12 protein-coding genes are annotated in these 13,480 nt (G+C 72.8%); 4 read left to right on the forward strand and 8 right to left on the reverse strand.

Features of this window, described 5'->3' with window-relative positions:
• Nucleotides 1–78: 78 nt before the first annotated feature.
• Nucleotides 79–1,449, reverse strand: coding sequence for a D-inositol-3-phosphate glycosyltransferase (gene mshA, locus ACZ5ON_RS22410; protein WP_465595391.1), 1,371 nt, complete (start codon nucleotides 1,447–1,449; stop codon nucleotides 79–81).
• A gap of 216 nt (nucleotides 1,450–1,665) precedes the next feature.
• Between mshA and ACZ5ON_RS22415 the strand changes: the two genes are divergently transcribed.
• Entirely contained in the window at nucleotides 1,666–2,487 is an 822-nt protein-coding gene (locus ACZ5ON_RS22415) for a class I SAM-dependent methyltransferase (protein WP_465595394.1), read from the forward strand.
• Nucleotides 2,488–2,699: 212 nt separating this feature from the next.
• Here ACZ5ON_RS22415 and ACZ5ON_RS22420 read toward each other — a convergent pair whose 3' ends face one another.
• Nucleotides 2,700–3,308 (reverse strand): O-acetyl-ADP-ribose deacetylase, encoded by a 609-nt coding sequence (locus tag ACZ5ON_RS22420; RefSeq protein ID WP_465595397.1) that lies wholly within the window; start codon nucleotides 3,306–3,308, stop codon nucleotides 2,700–2,702.
• 281 nt (nucleotides 3,309–3,589) lie between these two features.
• On the opposite strand from ACZ5ON_RS22420, the gene ACZ5ON_RS22425 reads away from it, so the two are divergent.
• Nucleotides 3,590–5,302: a PP2C family protein-serine/threonine phosphatase gene (locus ACZ5ON_RS22425; RefSeq protein ID WP_465595400.1), complete on the forward strand. Its 1,713-nt coding sequence runs from the start codon at nucleotides 3,590–3,592 to the stop codon at nucleotides 5,300–5,302.
• Nucleotides 5,303–5,468: 166 nt separating this feature from the next.
• On the opposite strand, the gene ACZ5ON_RS22430 is transcribed toward ACZ5ON_RS22425, so the two are convergent.
• From ACZ5ON_RS22430 to ACZ5ON_RS22455, 6 genes are all read right to left on the reverse strand, one after another.
• On the reverse strand, nucleotides 5,469–5,798 hold the full coding sequence (locus ACZ5ON_RS22430; protein ID WP_465595602.1) for a DUF2516 family protein: 330 nt from the start codon (nucleotides 5,796–5,798) through the stop codon (nucleotides 5,469–5,471).
• A 233-nt stretch (nucleotides 5,799–6,031) separates the two neighbouring features.
• The gene (locus ACZ5ON_RS22435; RefSeq protein ID WP_465595403.1) at nucleotides 6,032–6,571 is read right to left on the reverse strand and encodes a hypothetical protein; all 540 of its coding nucleotides are present in this window, start codon (nucleotides 6,569–6,571) and stop codon (nucleotides 6,032–6,034) included.
• A 90-nt stretch (nucleotides 6,572–6,661) separates the two neighbouring features.
• Nucleotides 6,662–7,075, reverse strand: coding sequence for a helix-turn-helix domain-containing protein (locus ACZ5ON_RS22440; RefSeq protein ID WP_465595406.1), 414 nt, complete (start codon nucleotides 7,073–7,075; stop codon nucleotides 6,662–6,664).
• 179 nt (nucleotides 7,076–7,254) lie between these two features.
• The gene (locus tag ACZ5ON_RS22445) at nucleotides 7,255–7,860 is read right to left on the reverse strand and encodes a DUF6461 domain-containing protein (protein ID WP_465595409.1); all 606 of its coding nucleotides are present in this window, start codon (nucleotides 7,858–7,860) and stop codon (nucleotides 7,255–7,257) included.
• 176 nt (nucleotides 7,861–8,036) lie between these two features.
• Nucleotides 8,037–8,246: a hypothetical protein gene (locus ACZ5ON_RS22450; protein WP_465595412.1), complete on the reverse strand. Its 210-nt coding sequence runs from the start codon at nucleotides 8,244–8,246 to the stop codon at nucleotides 8,037–8,039.
• Nucleotides 8,243–11,830, reverse strand: a complete 3,588-nt coding sequence (locus ACZ5ON_RS22455; RefSeq protein WP_465595415.1) for a DEAD/DEAH box helicase — start codon at nucleotides 11,828–11,830, stop codon at nucleotides 8,243–8,245. The genes ACZ5ON_RS22450 and ACZ5ON_RS22455 overlap by 4 nt, the downstream gene beginning before the upstream one ends.
• A 125-nt stretch (nucleotides 11,831–11,955) precedes the next feature.
• Here ACZ5ON_RS22455 and ACZ5ON_RS22460 point away from each other — a divergent pair, with 125 nt between their 5' ends.
• A complete protein-coding gene (locus tag ACZ5ON_RS22460; protein ID WP_465595418.1) occupies nucleotides 11,956–12,498 on the forward strand; it encodes a DinB family protein in 543 nt (180 codons plus the stop codon).
• Between the two features lie 255 nt (nucleotides 12,499–12,753).
• Complete coding sequence (locus ACZ5ON_RS22465; RefSeq protein WP_465595421.1) at nucleotides 12,754–13,368, forward strand: YceI family protein; 615 nt, start codon at nucleotides 12,754–12,756, stop codon at nucleotides 13,366–13,368.
• Nucleotides 13,369–13,480 lie beyond the last annotated feature (112 nt).

The raw sequence follows: 13,480 nt of genomic DNA on the forward strand, positions 1-13,480 counted from the left end.
ATGAGCGCTCCCGGGCGAAGGGTCCGCACGGCGCACCCCGGGGTCGTCCAACCGACCCCGGGGGCTGGTGTCAGCCGCTCAGCTGATGCGGAGGCGGGAGCGGGCGAGGCGGCCCGCCTGTCGGGCGAGCGCGCCCGCGTACACCTCGGCCGTGGCCGCGGCGGCCGTGCTCCAGCCGAAGCCCGCCGCATGCCGGGCCGCGGCGGCGCCCTGCTGCCCGACCAGCTCGGGCCGGGTGGCGTACTGGTGCAGCGCGTCGGCCCAGGTGTCCGGGTCGTGGCCGTTCACCAGGGTGCCGGTACGACCGCCCTGGACCGCGACCGGGAGACCGCCGACCGCGGCCGCGACCACCGGCGTGCCGCAGGCCTGGGCCTCCAGGGCGACCAGCCCGAAGGACTCGCTGTACGAGGGCATCACCAGCACCGATGCGGCCCTGTACCACTCGGCGAGCTCGGTCTGCCCGACCGGCGGATGGAAGCGGACCACGTCCGTTATGCCGAGCTGGGCCGCGAGCTTGTGCAGGCTCTCCGGCTTGGCCAGTCCCGTTCCGGACGGCCCGCCGACGACCGGGACCACCAATCGCTCGCGCAGGCCGGGCTCGCGCTCCAGCAGCACCGCGACGGCCCTGAGCAGCACGTCGGGCGCCTTGAGCGGCTGGATCCGCCCGGCGAAGAGCAGGACTGGGGCGTCCTGCGGCAGCCCGAGCCTGGCGCGGGCTGCGGCGCGGTCGCCGGGCCGGAAGATGTCCAGGTTGACACCCGGGTGGACGACGGCGAGCTGGTCCTCGCGGGCGGAGTAGTGGTACGAGAGCTCGCCGGCCTCCTCGGCGGTGTTGGCGATCAGGCGGTCGGCGGCCTCGACCACCTGGGTCTCACCTATCACCCGCGCGGTCGGCTCCGGCGTGTCGCCCTCGGCGAGGGCGGCGTTCTTGACCTTGGCCATGGTGTGCATGGTGTGCACCAGCGGCACGCCCCACCGCTCGGCGGCCAGCCAGCCGACCTGGCCGGAGAGCCAGTAGTGCGAGTGCACCAGGTCGTAGTGGCCCGGCCGCTGCCCGGCCTCGGCCCGCAGCACGCCGTGGGTGAAGGCACAGAGCTGGGCGGGCAGATCCTCCTTGACCAGCCCCTCGTACGGCCCGGCCGTGACGTGCCGGACCAGGACCCCGGGCGCTAGCTGCACCAGGGGCGCGTCCTCGGAGCGGATCGCCCTGGTGAAGATCTCGACCTCGATGTCCAGCTCGGCCAACCGTTTGGCCAGCTCGACGATGTAGACGTTCATCCCGCCCGCGTCGCCGGTGCCCGGCTGGTGCAGCGGCGAGGTGTGGACGCTCAGCATGGCTATCCGACGGGGCCTGCGCGGACGACCGCCGACCAACGACTGCAGGCGGGCGCGGGTGGGCGTTAGCGCGTACTGGGCACGGCGTGCCTTCCGTACGGGATGCTGGGTCACCGGGCTGAAGCCTCCTCTTGCTCCCCCGACTGCCTAGGGGCCGTGCTGCCTGCGGACCGTACTGCTCCGGACGTTCTGTGCGGCCGCCCCGCCGGACCCCTGCCGGACGGCGGCGGCCCCACGCGGGCATCGTCCAGTGTGACAACCCCGGGGCCGACGGCCGGTATTCCCGTCTCGCTGGATGAGATGCGGCGCGGTCCGCGTAGGCTTCCTCGCATGGCCGCCTCGTTCGATCCCTCCGCCGCCCGCGGGCGCTCCGCGCGCCCGGTCGGGACGGTCACCCGGGGCACCACCAACACCAACCGCCTGCGCCGGATGGACCGCTGGATAGCCCACACCCTCGGCCCGGCACTGCGCCGCGCCGACCGGCCGCCGATCGCCGTGGACCTCGGCTACGGCGCGGCGCCCTGGACCGCAGTCGAACTCTCCACCCGCCTGCGTGCGGTACGGACTGACATCCGGGTGGTGGGCATCGAGATCGAGCCCGACCGGGTCGCGGCTGCCCTCCCGTACGCCGCTCCCCCGCTGCTGACCTTCCGGCGCGGCGGCTTCGAGGTACCGCTGGACGGTGCGGCTCCGCTGCTGATCCGGGCGGCGAACGTACTGCGACAGTACGAGGAGTCGGCGGTGGCCGCGGTCTGGGAGCGGCTGCGCGGACGGCTCGCCCCCGGCGGACTGCTGGTCGAGGGCACCTGCGACGAGATCGGACGTCGGCACGTCTGGGTGGCGATCGGCCCCGATGGCCCCCGCACGGTGACCTTCGCGGCCCGGCTCGGCGGCCTCGACCAGCCATCCGACCTGGCCGAACGGTTGCCGAAGGCACTGATCCACCACAACGTGCCCGGCCGTCCGGTGCACGCTTTCCTGACGGACTTCGACCGCGCCTGGGCCGCGGCCGCGCCGTACGGAGCCTTCGGGGCGCGCCAGCGCTGGGTGGCCGCGTGCACCGCCCTGGCGGGGAGCTGGCCGCTGGTGGACGCCCGTGGCCGCTGGCGGCAGGGCGAGGTCACACTGCCGTGGAGCGCTCTGGCGCCGTAGCCGGGGCCGGGGCCGGGGCCGGGCCGACCCAGGTCGAACCCGATCAGGCCGGAACCGACTGGGGCCGGGCCTGCGATCCGACTCGCTGTGGCTTCCGCGAGTTCACTCGAACGAGTTATCGAATACCTCTAGCATGTTGACGCCCCGCCAGGTCACCATGGGGGCGGTTGCACGAGCCGACGGCTTTCAGCAAGGGGAGACTTGAGATTCCGTCAGCTCCGCTGCTCCAGGGCGCGCCACACCCGATCGAACACTCCGTACGCCTCCGCACCGAACAGCACGAACCGCACCTCGGCCAAGCCCGTGGGCTCCACCGACCCGACCGACGCCGGTCCGACCGGCACCGGCCCGGCGGGTCCGGCAGGTTCGACCGGCCCGGCCACCGCTTCCGCCACCGCCGTGAGGGCGATCCGCGCCGCGTCCTCCAACGGCCAGCCGTACACCCCGGCCGAGATCGCCGGGAACGCCACCGTCCGCGCCCCCAACCCGACCGCCACCCGCAGCGATTCGCGATAACAGGAGGCCAACAGTTCGGCCCGCTGCTCGTACTCCTCCGACAGATGGACGGGCCCCACCGTGTGCACCACCCACCTGGCCGGCAACCGGCCGGCCGTCGTGGCGACGGCCTGCCCGGTCGGCAGGCCCCTGCCGTAGCGGGAGGCCCGCAGCCTGCGGCAGTCCGCGAGGATCTCGGGGCCGCCCCTGCGGTGGATCGCACCGTCCACCCCACCACCACCGAGCAGGGAGGAGTTGGCTGCGTTCACAATCACGTCCACCTGCTGTTCCGTGATGTCACCCTCGACCAACGTGATCTGCGTCACCAGACCAGACCTCCCGTCACACCGTGTCCACAGGGCGCCCACACTAACCACCCCGACCGCTGGGAGCGTGGCAATAACCACATCGACGCCGGTCGGTCAGAGAAATCCCCGGAGATCACGTTATGGTCGCGAGAAGCTCCCCGACACACGGTGCCATGCGGGCACTGAGCACGGCTCTCAGCCGTTGCCCAGTCGGGGAAAGGGAGGATCGACCAATGCCCGCAACGGGAGACGGGCGGGCACCGCGTGCCTCGTACCGGCCGGGCAGCCCCGGCGGAGTCTTGACCGAACATGCCATCGCCACCGTCGGCGGCGTCCTGACCGAGCGTGCTGCAAGCGCCGCCCTCGACCGGCTGGACGGCTGCGGTGAGACCACCGTGGACCGGTCGTCCGGCCAGGCGGGCGGGCATGCCGCATCCCGCTCGGACGGCGTCGCCGACGGTCGGCTCGACGAACAGCTCGACGGGCTCGGCGACGGACGGTTCCACGGAGAGCTCGACGGTCTCGCCAGCCGGCGCTCCGACGGCTGCGGCGGTGTGCCCGGAAGCCGATCCGACGGTCAGCTCGACCTTGCGAGCCCCATACCGCACCCGCGGAGCACCAACGGCGCTCCCGGCACGCCCTCGCGCGGCGAGCCGTTCCGGCTGCTCGTCATCGAGAGTGACGTCTCCGACGCGGTCCTGATCGACCAACTGGTCGCCGACAGCGGTACTCCCATCGAGATCCACTGGGCGCACGGGATCGACCAGGCCGTCGGCCTGCTCTCCCCCACGCTGCCCGGCGCCCGGCGCAGCCGCCCGCGCAGCGCCGACTTCAGCTGCGTCCTGCTCGACCTGGCCGCCCCCGGCGAGCCGGGTGATCAGGCGGACGGTCCCGCCGGGCTGCACACCCCCGGCAGGGTGAACGGACCTGACGGGCTCGACGGCCTGCGCGAGCTACTGCGCCGGGCGCCGCACACCGCCGTCGTGGTCCTGACCGAGGCCGACAGCGCCGAGCTCGGAGCCGCCGCCGTCGCCGCGGGTGCCCAGGACTTCCTGGTCAAGCACGAGACGGACGGGCCACTGCTGGCCCGTGCCCTGCGCTACGCGGTCGAGCGCAAGCGGGCCGACGAGTCGCAGCGCCGCCTGGTCGAGGCCGAGCTGCGCGGTCAGGAGAACGCCCGGCTGCAACGCCACCTGCTCCCCACCCCCTTGCTCGACGGAGCCGGGCTCGCGTTCACCCGGCGCTACCGCCCCGGCCGCCGCCGCGCCCTCCTAGGCGGCGACTTCTACGACGCGGTCCGCACCTCCGACGGCACCATCCATGTGGTGATCGGCGATGTCTGCGGCCACGGCCCGGACGAGGCGGCCCTCGGCGTCGCCCTCCGGATAGCGTGGCGCACCCTGGTCTTCGCCGGGCTCACCGGCGAGGCGCTGCTCAGTACCCTCCAGCACGTGCTGGAGCACGAGCGCCGCAGTGACGAGATCTTCGCGACGCTCTGCATGCTGGTGCTCTCCCCCGGAGCCACGCCGTCCACCGGCCGGGCAGCCCCCGGCCACCCAGTGGCGTCCGCCGAATCCGCGGCGCCCGTCGGCCCCGGCGACGTCGAGCGTGCCCGGCTCTACCTGGCCGGGCACCCGGCACCGTTGCTGCTCCGGCCGGACGACCGTCCCGTACTGCTCCCGTCCGACCAGGCCGGTCCCGCGCTCGGGCTGGTCCCGTGCGACGACGGACAGGCGGTCTGGCCGGCCCAGGAGCTCGAGCTCCACCCCGGCTGGCGGCTGCTGCTCTACACCGACGGCCTGGTCGAGGGCCGGGTCGGCGCAGGTTCCCGCCGATTGGGCCAGGACGGTCTGGTCGAGCTGATCGGCGACCACCAGTCCGCCGGCCTCACCCGGGGCAGGCTGGTCGACAGCGCCATCGCCGAGGTCGAGGAGCTCAACGGCGGTGCGCTCGCCGACGATGTCGCCGTTCTGCTACTGGAGCGCAACCCGGTGCCGCTCATCATGGGCTGAAGGTCGTCACGAAACGCGGTGGGAGCGGTACCCGACCGGTACCGCTCCCACCGTCTCGTACGGATCCACCTTCTCGTACGGACCCACTGCTTCCGCGGCTCTGCCGCTCTCATCCGTCCGCTACGTCCCGTCCGCCGCCCCACGTGCGGCCCGGCCGGTGCGGTGATCACCAGGGTCCGTACGGCCCCACGTTCCGCCGGCCGCCCCTGCCCCGGCCGTCGGTCAACTGCTTGATGGCGGGCCGGACATCGACCATGTACACGATCGCGGCCACCAGTCCGGCCAGCGACAGCATGCCGAACAGGCTGGACCCGAGCAGCAGGTCGAGCACCAGGGCGAGACCGAGGATGATCAACCAGAACTGCTTCGTCTTCTTGTCCGCCGCACGGTAGCCGTCCTCGCGACGCGTGGCGGCGTCCACGAACACGAAGAGCTTGAAGCACACCATCGCGGTGGTCAGCCACCAGAACGGATCCAGATAGGCGAAGGCCAGGATCTGTCCCACTGCGGTCTCCTCACTGTGGTCTCGACGGAACCGCCCCCGGTGCCACCAGGTCGGGCAACGGCCACTTCCCATCGTGGCACGACCGGCGTCGTGTCCACCGGACAACGAACCGACCGGCCCCGATGTGCCCGGCAGCGCCCCCCGGGGCCAGACTCGGCCTGCTCACCGGCCGGTCCGCCGCCCCGCCGCGGTCTCCCCGAACCTCCCGGCGGCCCTGAGGCGGCCTACTCCGCGGACTTGTCGGTGGACTTCCGAGCCCGCGGGGCCTTCCTGGCGTCCCCCGGGGCAGCCTGCTCCTCGGAGTCCTCGACGATCTCGGCCTCAACGGGCTCGTCCGCGTCGACCGCGACCACCGAGGGCTCGGCCCCCGAGCTCTCCCCGGCCCAGCTCTGGCCGCGCTCCACGACCGCCTTGCCGCGCACGGCCAGTTCGTCGTAGACCTCCTTGGCCCGGACCGCCAACTCCGCCGCCCGGCCGACCTGCTGCAGCGCGAAGACCTGGGCCTTCTCCTGCAGTGCCTTCAGGTCCGTCGGCAGCGTGGTGACCGTCTCGGTCACCTTCGACTGCGCCTCGGCCAGCCGGGTCTGCGCCTCCTGCAGCCGGACCACGGCCTTCTCCTGAGTGCCCTTGCGGTCGGCCGCCAGCGCCTCGACCTTGCCCGGCACCTCGCGCAGCTTCGCGTAGGCGAGGTCGCCGGCGCCCGCGAGGGCGTAGAGCGGGGTCGGGTCGCTGAGGGTCTTCTTGATCTCGTCGGTGATCGGCATGACCGGTCCTCCCTTTGCGTCGACAGCCGGGCAACCGGTCTGTCATGGGTCTTCGCCCGGTGGCCACCCGACTGGGCAGCCACCCCGTGTTCAGTCCTCGTCGGCGTTCGGTCCTGGTCCGCTGGGCCCGGCCTCCGCCGTGCCGTCCGCGGACGGGCCTTCCTTGTTCTCCTTCAGGAAGGCGTCGTAGACCGCGAGCAGCGCCTGCTTCTGCCGCTCGTTGATCAGAGGATCGGCCAGGATCGCGGCCCGCAGTTCGAGCCCCTCGCCCTGCCGCTCCTCCAGAATCCCGGCCTGGACGTACAGCGTCTCCGCCGAGATCCGCAGCGCCTTGGCGATCTGCTGCAGGATCTCCGCACTCGGCTTGCGCAACCCTCGCTCGATCTGGCTGAGGTACGGGTTGGACACGCCGGCGGCCTCCGCCAACTGCCGCAGCGAGAACTGCGCGTTCCGCCGCTGTTCCCGGATGTACTCGCCCAGCGAGCCAACGTTCAGTGAGGCCATGCGGGCAGTCTCCCCCGCTGCGCTTGCAAATGCAAGCAGGGCGCTAACACCAGCAATCACTGCGGCCTGGACCGGCGCCGTGAGCTCTTCCTGATCCACCGCCGCCCCGGCCACCTACGCATGGGGGCGGCTTCTGACACAACTGCTGCGCCCCGGCCGACCGACGCGGCGCAGGGCACTCAACGGATCCTGACCGCACCGCAGGTGAAGGTGGTCGACTCGATGAGCTCGGGCGTCAGCCGGACTCCGCTCAACTCCTCGGCGAACGCGAACGCGGCGGGAACCGAGAGGTCGGGCTCCGGTTCCTCGGGACCGAAGTGGAAGCCGATGCGGTGCATCGCTTCCAGGTGGTCGTCGGGAGTGCTGCCCTGACGGGTGTCGGGGTACATCGGCTCGAAGCACAGGCGCGTCGTGGCGTCCTCGGCCCACAGGAACGAGTCGAGGGCGTTGATGTTGACGAAGTGGGAGATCCAGGTGGTCCCCGCCGAGGCCGGGAGTGCTCGCTCCTCGGCGATGCCGAGGCAGCCGTTCGGCTCGACCATCAGGGTCCACGCACCGACGCGGGTCATGGCGACGAGCTGCTGCGTGCCGTCCGAACGGTCCAGCAGGTCAAAGGACGCGTCGAGGATCGCGGTCGGACCGGTGAGCGGGCTCAGCTGCTCCCCGCTCAGCCGTCCGAGCAGCTCGGACGGAGTGAGTCCGCGTACGAGCGTGAAGCAGTACGCCTCGGCGAGGTCGGGGAACCGGTCCTCGAACCACAGGTAGTCAGCAGCAGCCACCGTCATGACCGGGATCATCGCCTATGCGTCCGACATGACCGGCGGCGGGCGCGGGGTCCGAGGCACGGGCTCCGCCGAACCGGGTGCGGTGCGGCTCGCGCACGCTCGCGACCGACCGGCCCGGCGGCAGTGGCCCGGCCGCGCCCATCCGGAGGTGGGACGGCAGCGCACACCGCCGGGCGTCAGTCGGCGGATCCGGTCAGCCGGCGGTAGGCGGGGGCGAGCAGGGCGGCGAGGTCACGTCCGGCGATCCGGACGCCCGCAGGGCCGAGGCCGGCGAGGGCCGAGTCGGACGACGGTGCGGCCGCGGAGACGGGCGAGGCAGGACGGAGGGTGAACTCGCCCTCCCAGAAGGTGTCCAGAAGCTCGGACAACGGCTGCGCCTCGGTCATCGGTCACTCACTCCCACGGCAGGTCTGCCCGCCCTCGTGTCATCCGGCGCCTCGAACTCGCCGATCGCGTCGGCGGAGAGGGAGACCAGTTCGCGCAGCGCGGCGGTGGACAGATCGGCGAGCCACTGCTCGCCCTCGCCGACCACGGCTTGTGCCAACGACCTTTTGGACTCGATCAGCTCGGCGATCCGCTCCTCCACGGTGCCGACGCAGACCAGACGCCGCACCTGGACGTCCCGGCGCTGGCCGATCCGGAAGGCGCGGTCGGTCGCCTGGTCCTCCACCGCCGGGTTCCACCAACGGTCGAGGTGCACCACGTGGTTGGCATTGGTCAGGTTGAGTCCCGTGCCGCCCGCCCTGAGCGACAGCAGGAAGATCCGGGGGCCCTCCGGCGCCTGGAAGCGGGCGACCATCTCCTCGCGCCGGCGCTTCGGCACACCCCCGTGCAGATGGAGCACCTCCTCGCCGAGCCGGGCGGCCAGGTGGGGCTGGAGCATCCGGCCGAACTCCGCGTACTGGGTGAAGACCAGGACCCGGCCGTCCTCCGCGAGCGCCTCCGTCAGAATCCCCTCCAAGCGTGCCACCTTGCCCGATCGACCACCGAACGCCGAACGGTCGTGCAGGAGTTGGGAGGGATGGTTGCAGACCTGCTTGAGCTTGCCGATCGCCGCGAGCACGGCGCCCCGGCGCTCCACCCCGCGCACGCCCGCCAGGCGCCGCAACAGGTCGGCCACCACCGCCTGGTAGAGCCCGGCCTGTTCGGCGGTGAGGTTGCACCAGACCGTGATCTCCTGCTTGGCGGGCAGCTCGACCGCGACCGCCGGGTCCGACTTGGACCGGCGGAGCATGAAGGGTCCGGTCAGCCTGCGGAGCCGGCCGGTCAGCGTCGCGTTCCCGTTGAGCTCGACCGGGATGGCGTAGCGCTCCTTGAAGGACTCGGCGGAGCCGAACAGACCCGGATTGGCGAAGTCGAGGACGGCGTGCAGCTCGGCGAGCCGGTTCTCGACCGGTGTGCCGGTGAGCGCGATCCGGTGTCCGGCCCGCAGTGAACGGACCGCCCGGGACTGGGCGGTGGCCGCGTTCTTGATGAACTGCGCCTCGTCCGCGATCACCCGGCGCCAGGGGATCCGCCCCAGCTCCTCGGCGTCCCGCTGCACCAGACCGTAGCTGGTGATCACCAGATCGGCTCCGTCCGCGACGGCCCGGGTGACCGACCCCGCCGCCCGGTCCGCGCCGTGGTGGACGTGGACGCGCAGCATCGGGGCGAACCGCGCGGCCTCCCGCTGCCAGTTGCCGACCAGGGACATCGGGCAGACCAGCAGGTTCGCCCGCGCGGCCGCCTGGCCCTTCGAGGGCCGTCCGGCTGCCTCGGCGTGCTCGACCGCGAGCAGGGCGAGGGTCTGCACCGTCTTGCCGAGCCCCATGTCATCGGCGAGTACGGCGCCGAGGCCGAGTCGGGCGAGGCCGTGCAGCCAGGCCAGGCCCCGCTCCTGGTACGGGCGAAGGGTCGCCCCGAAGCCGGCCGGGAGCGCGGGTGGCGGCATGTGCGCCCCGTCGGCCGGATCACCGGCGGCACCCGTACCGCCGGTGCGTCCGGCGAGGAGATCGCCGAGCGGGCCGGCCGCCTCGACCCGTGCGACCGGCAGCCCGGCGACCTGCGCGGCGGGGTCGAGTGCCAGGCGCAGCACGTCCGTTGTGGACATCACCCCGGAGCCCCGGTGGGAGAGGAAGGCGAGCGCGCTCGCGATCTGCTCCACGTCCGCCTCGATCCACCGGCCGCGCAGCCGGACCAGGCCCTGCTGCGCCGCTCCCAGCTCGGCCAGCTCCCGCTCGGTGAGGGTGAGGTCTCCGATCGCGGCGTACCAGCGGAAGTCCACCGCCGCGTCGCGGTCGATCCGGCCGGTCCGCTCCAGCGCCCCCGCGACCGGCGTACGAGCGGCCTTGAGCACCAGTCCGAGGCGCGGTCGGCGCTGCCACCAGGCCGGGAGCAGCACGCCGAAGCCGGCTTCGGTCAGGGCGGGGGCGGCCTCACGGAGGAAGTCGAGGGCCTGGGCCCGGCCGAGGGTGAGACCGGTGGGACGGGAAGTGCGGAGCGCCACGCGGAGTTCGGGGCGGCGGAGTACGGCCCGGTCGAGTTCCGCGGTGTAGCCGCCGACGGGGTCGGCGACCAGCCGGGAGAGCGCCGCCCACGCCGGGCCGCGGGACCAGAGGTCCGCGGCGGTGACGAGTAGGGAGGGTTGGTCGACGGGCTGGAGGAGGAAGTCCAGACGCCAGTCGTCGTCGCCCGCCGGCTGGTCGGGGACGGGGAGGTCCGAACGGTCCGGCAGGTCGGCGTCGTGGCCGAGCGGTTCGGACAGCCGGAAGCAGAGGCGTAGCGCCCGGTCGGAGGCGGGTGCCCCGGCCTGCCAGGCGGCCAGCCGCTCCCCGAGGTCTGCGGCGGCGGGGTCGGCCGCGGCGGGGTCGGCCGCGGCGGGCTCCGCAGCGGTCCGCTGTGCCGCGGCCGCACCCTCGGTGGCAACCGGGACCGGTGGCGTCACCGGCGCGAGGCGCCCGTCGGCGGCGTGGAGCGCCGCCAGCCAGGACTCGGCGATGGTGGCCGGGGAACGGCGCAACGGGGGTGGTGCGGCCTCCAGGGCGACCCGGGTCTCCTGGTCGACCAGGACGTCCAGCAGGTCGGCGATCAGTTCGGTGCCGGTCCGGGCGGGGTCACCGGGACGGTCCTCGGCGCGGCAGACCGGCGGGCATCCCGCGGCGAGCGCCTCGGCTTCGCGCCGGGCGTCCGCGTCGGGTGCGGGCTGCCAGTGCGCCCGCAGCACACCGCCCTGTGCGCGGAGCACGGGCAGTACGCGGCCCTGGCCGACCATCCTCCAGGCGAGGTCGTGCACGGCGGTCAGCCAGCGCACCGAGGCCCCGTACGCGACCTCGACCGGGCCGGTCCCGGGGAGTTCGGCGATGGCCACGGAGCAGTGCGGGTCGAAGAGTTCGCCGAGCAGCTGGGCCGCCTGGGGTGCTTCGAAGAGCAGTACCGGGATCCGCCACGGGGACAGCGTGACACCGCGCCGGACGGTGCCGACGGGCAGCTGCGGGGAGGGGACCGGCACGGCGCCGAGGCTGGGGAGCAGCAGGGTGGCCCACCGCTCGAGGGCCTGTTCTGCCAGCCAGCCGAGCCCGGGGCCGATGGCACCCAGAAGGCGCGTGAGTTCGTCGGCGGGGCACGCGTACGGGTGCGCTGCCGTACGTGCGCCCTTGTGCGTCGGGCGCGCGGCGCTCACCGGACGCGCGGCGCTGGCAGCGAGCGCCCGGCTCACCGCAGCTACTCCCGGCGCGGGCTCGGCTTCCGGCACGACGGCCGCACCCGACGCACTGAAGACCCCGGACGCACCGGCCGCCCCCGACGCACCGGAGAACCCACCCGGCGGCCCGAGCGGCGTGCCACCGGCCGCACGGGTCTCGCGGACCTCGCGCACCTCGCGGCGCGGCCTGCCGAAGGCCCGCGCGTCCTCGGCCCAGAGGGCCAGTCGGCCGTCGGCCCGCCAGAGCGCGTGCAGGGCGTACATCGGCCTGGCCTCCCGGGGTGCGAACACGGACTCGATCGACCCTAACCGGAGTCGAGTAGCGGACAGGTCGAGTAGCGGACAGATCCCGTCCTAAACCCCGGCTAACGTCGGTCCTACCGAAGCGGGGCAACCCACGACGAGAGGGAGTCGACATGCCCATCCTGGTGCGCGCGGAGAGCAACGAGCGCGACGGCCTGCTGGCTTTCCTGGACGCCCAGCGCGGCGCGATCCGCCGCGCCGCGTTCGGGCTGACCGAGGAGCAGGCGGCAGCCACACCCAGCGTGAGCAGCCTGTCGGTGGCCGGACTGGTCAAGCACGTGGCACGGTGCGAGCGGTTCTGGATCCTCGGCATCCTGATGGACGACGAGCGCGGGAAGGTCACGCCGGACGACTGGGCGGACGAGCACCGGCTGCTCGACGGCGAGACGCTGGCGGGCTGGCTCAAGGAGTACGAAGCGGTGGCCGCCGAGACCGAGGAGGCCATCCGCAGCCTGCCCGATCTGGACGTGGACGCGGCGCTGCCGACCGCCCCGTGGTTCCCGCCGGGCAGCCGCCGCACCGCGCGATGGATCCTGATGCACCTGATCGAGGAGGTGGCGCGCCACGCGGGGCACGCGGACATCATCCGGGAGAGCATCGACGGCCGGACGGCCTTCGAGTTGGTGGACGCCGCCGAGGAGGTGGCGAAGGGCTGAACTGGACGGCGGTGGAGGGCCGGCCACCGGGAGCGTTCTCCGGGAGGCGCGCCCGGAAAACGCTCTGGGCCCCCGGAGCGCACTCCGGGAGATGCGCCCGGCGTGCACCCACTACCGCGCGACGGATCGATCGAACCAGTGGGGGGATTCCTTCGGGAGTCCCCCCACTCATGGTTGAACATTGAACGAAACGGGGCTATGGTGGAGCCAACAAGTTGAAGCCTAAACAACTGGCTTCGGATCTCAGGAGGAGCCATGGGCATCTTCAGCCGCAACAAGACCGCCGCCGCAACCACCGCCGCCGCCACACCGGCCTCCGCAGGACCCGACCTGGCTCATCTGACCGGCGCCTACACCATCGACCAGGCCCACAGCCGGATCGGTTTCGGCGTGCGCCACGCCATGGTGACCAATGTCCGCGGCGAGTTCGCCGAGTACGAGGGCAAGCTGCAGCTGGACGGCAGCAACCCGGCCAACTCCTCCGCCGAGCTGGTGATCAAGGTCGCCAGCATCGACACCAACCAGGCCCAGCGCGACGAGCACCTGCGCACCGGCGACTTCTTCGCCGCCGACACCTACCCGGAGATCGCCTTCCGCAGCACCTCCGTCCAGCGGCTGCGCGACGACTCGTACCGGATGTCCGGCAACCTCACCATCAAGGACACCACCCGCCCGGTCACCCTCGACCTCGACTTCACGGGCAGTGCGACCGACGTCTACGGCGCCAACCGGGTCGGCTTCGAGGGCTCGACCACCATCGACCGCACCCAGTGGGGCCTCACCTACAACGCGGCGCTGGAGACCGGTGGCGTGCTGATCGGCGAGAAGGTCAAGCTGACCTTCGACATCTCCGCCGTCAGGGCCTCCTGACCCATCCCCGAACACGTTCGGCCTCCCGGCCCGCCTCCGCCGCTCCCCCGTCGGCGGGGTCGGCCCGGGAGGCCGAACGCTTTCACTTCCGGCGCCGCCACTTCCGACGCCG

The organism is Kitasatospora sp. NPDC032150, from assembly GCF_055579945.1.

Bases quoted from the DNA above. Each gene is read 5' to 3' on its own strand.
- ACZ5ON_RS22440 (WP_465595406.1), bottom strand. From the start codon at position 7,075: ATGGCCTCACTGAACGTTGGCTCGCTGGGCGAGTACATCCGGGAACAG.
- ACZ5ON_RS22435 (WP_465595403.1), bottom strand. From the start codon at position 6,571: ATGCCGATCACCGACGAGATCAAGAAGACCCTCAGCGACCCGACCCCG.
- ACZ5ON_RS22445 (WP_465595409.1), bottom strand. From the start codon at position 7,860: ATGACGGTGGCTGCTGCTGACTACCTGTGGTTCGAGGACCGGTTCCCC.
- ACZ5ON_RS22460 (WP_465595418.1), top strand. From the start codon at position 11,956: ATGCCCATCCTGGTGCGCGCGGAGAGCAACGAGCGCGACGGCCTGCTG.
- ACZ5ON_RS22415 (WP_465595394.1), top strand. From the start codon at position 1,666: ATGGCCGCCTCGTTCGATCCCTCCGCCGCCCGCGGGCGCTCCGCGCGC.
- ACZ5ON_RS22450 (WP_465595412.1), bottom strand. From the start codon at position 8,246: ATGACCGAGGCGCAGCCGTTGTCCGAGCTTCTGGACACCTTCTGGGAG.
- ACZ5ON_RS22465 (WP_465595421.1), top strand. From the start codon at position 12,754: ATGGGCATCTTCAGCCGCAACAAGACCGCCGCCGCAACCACCGCCGCC.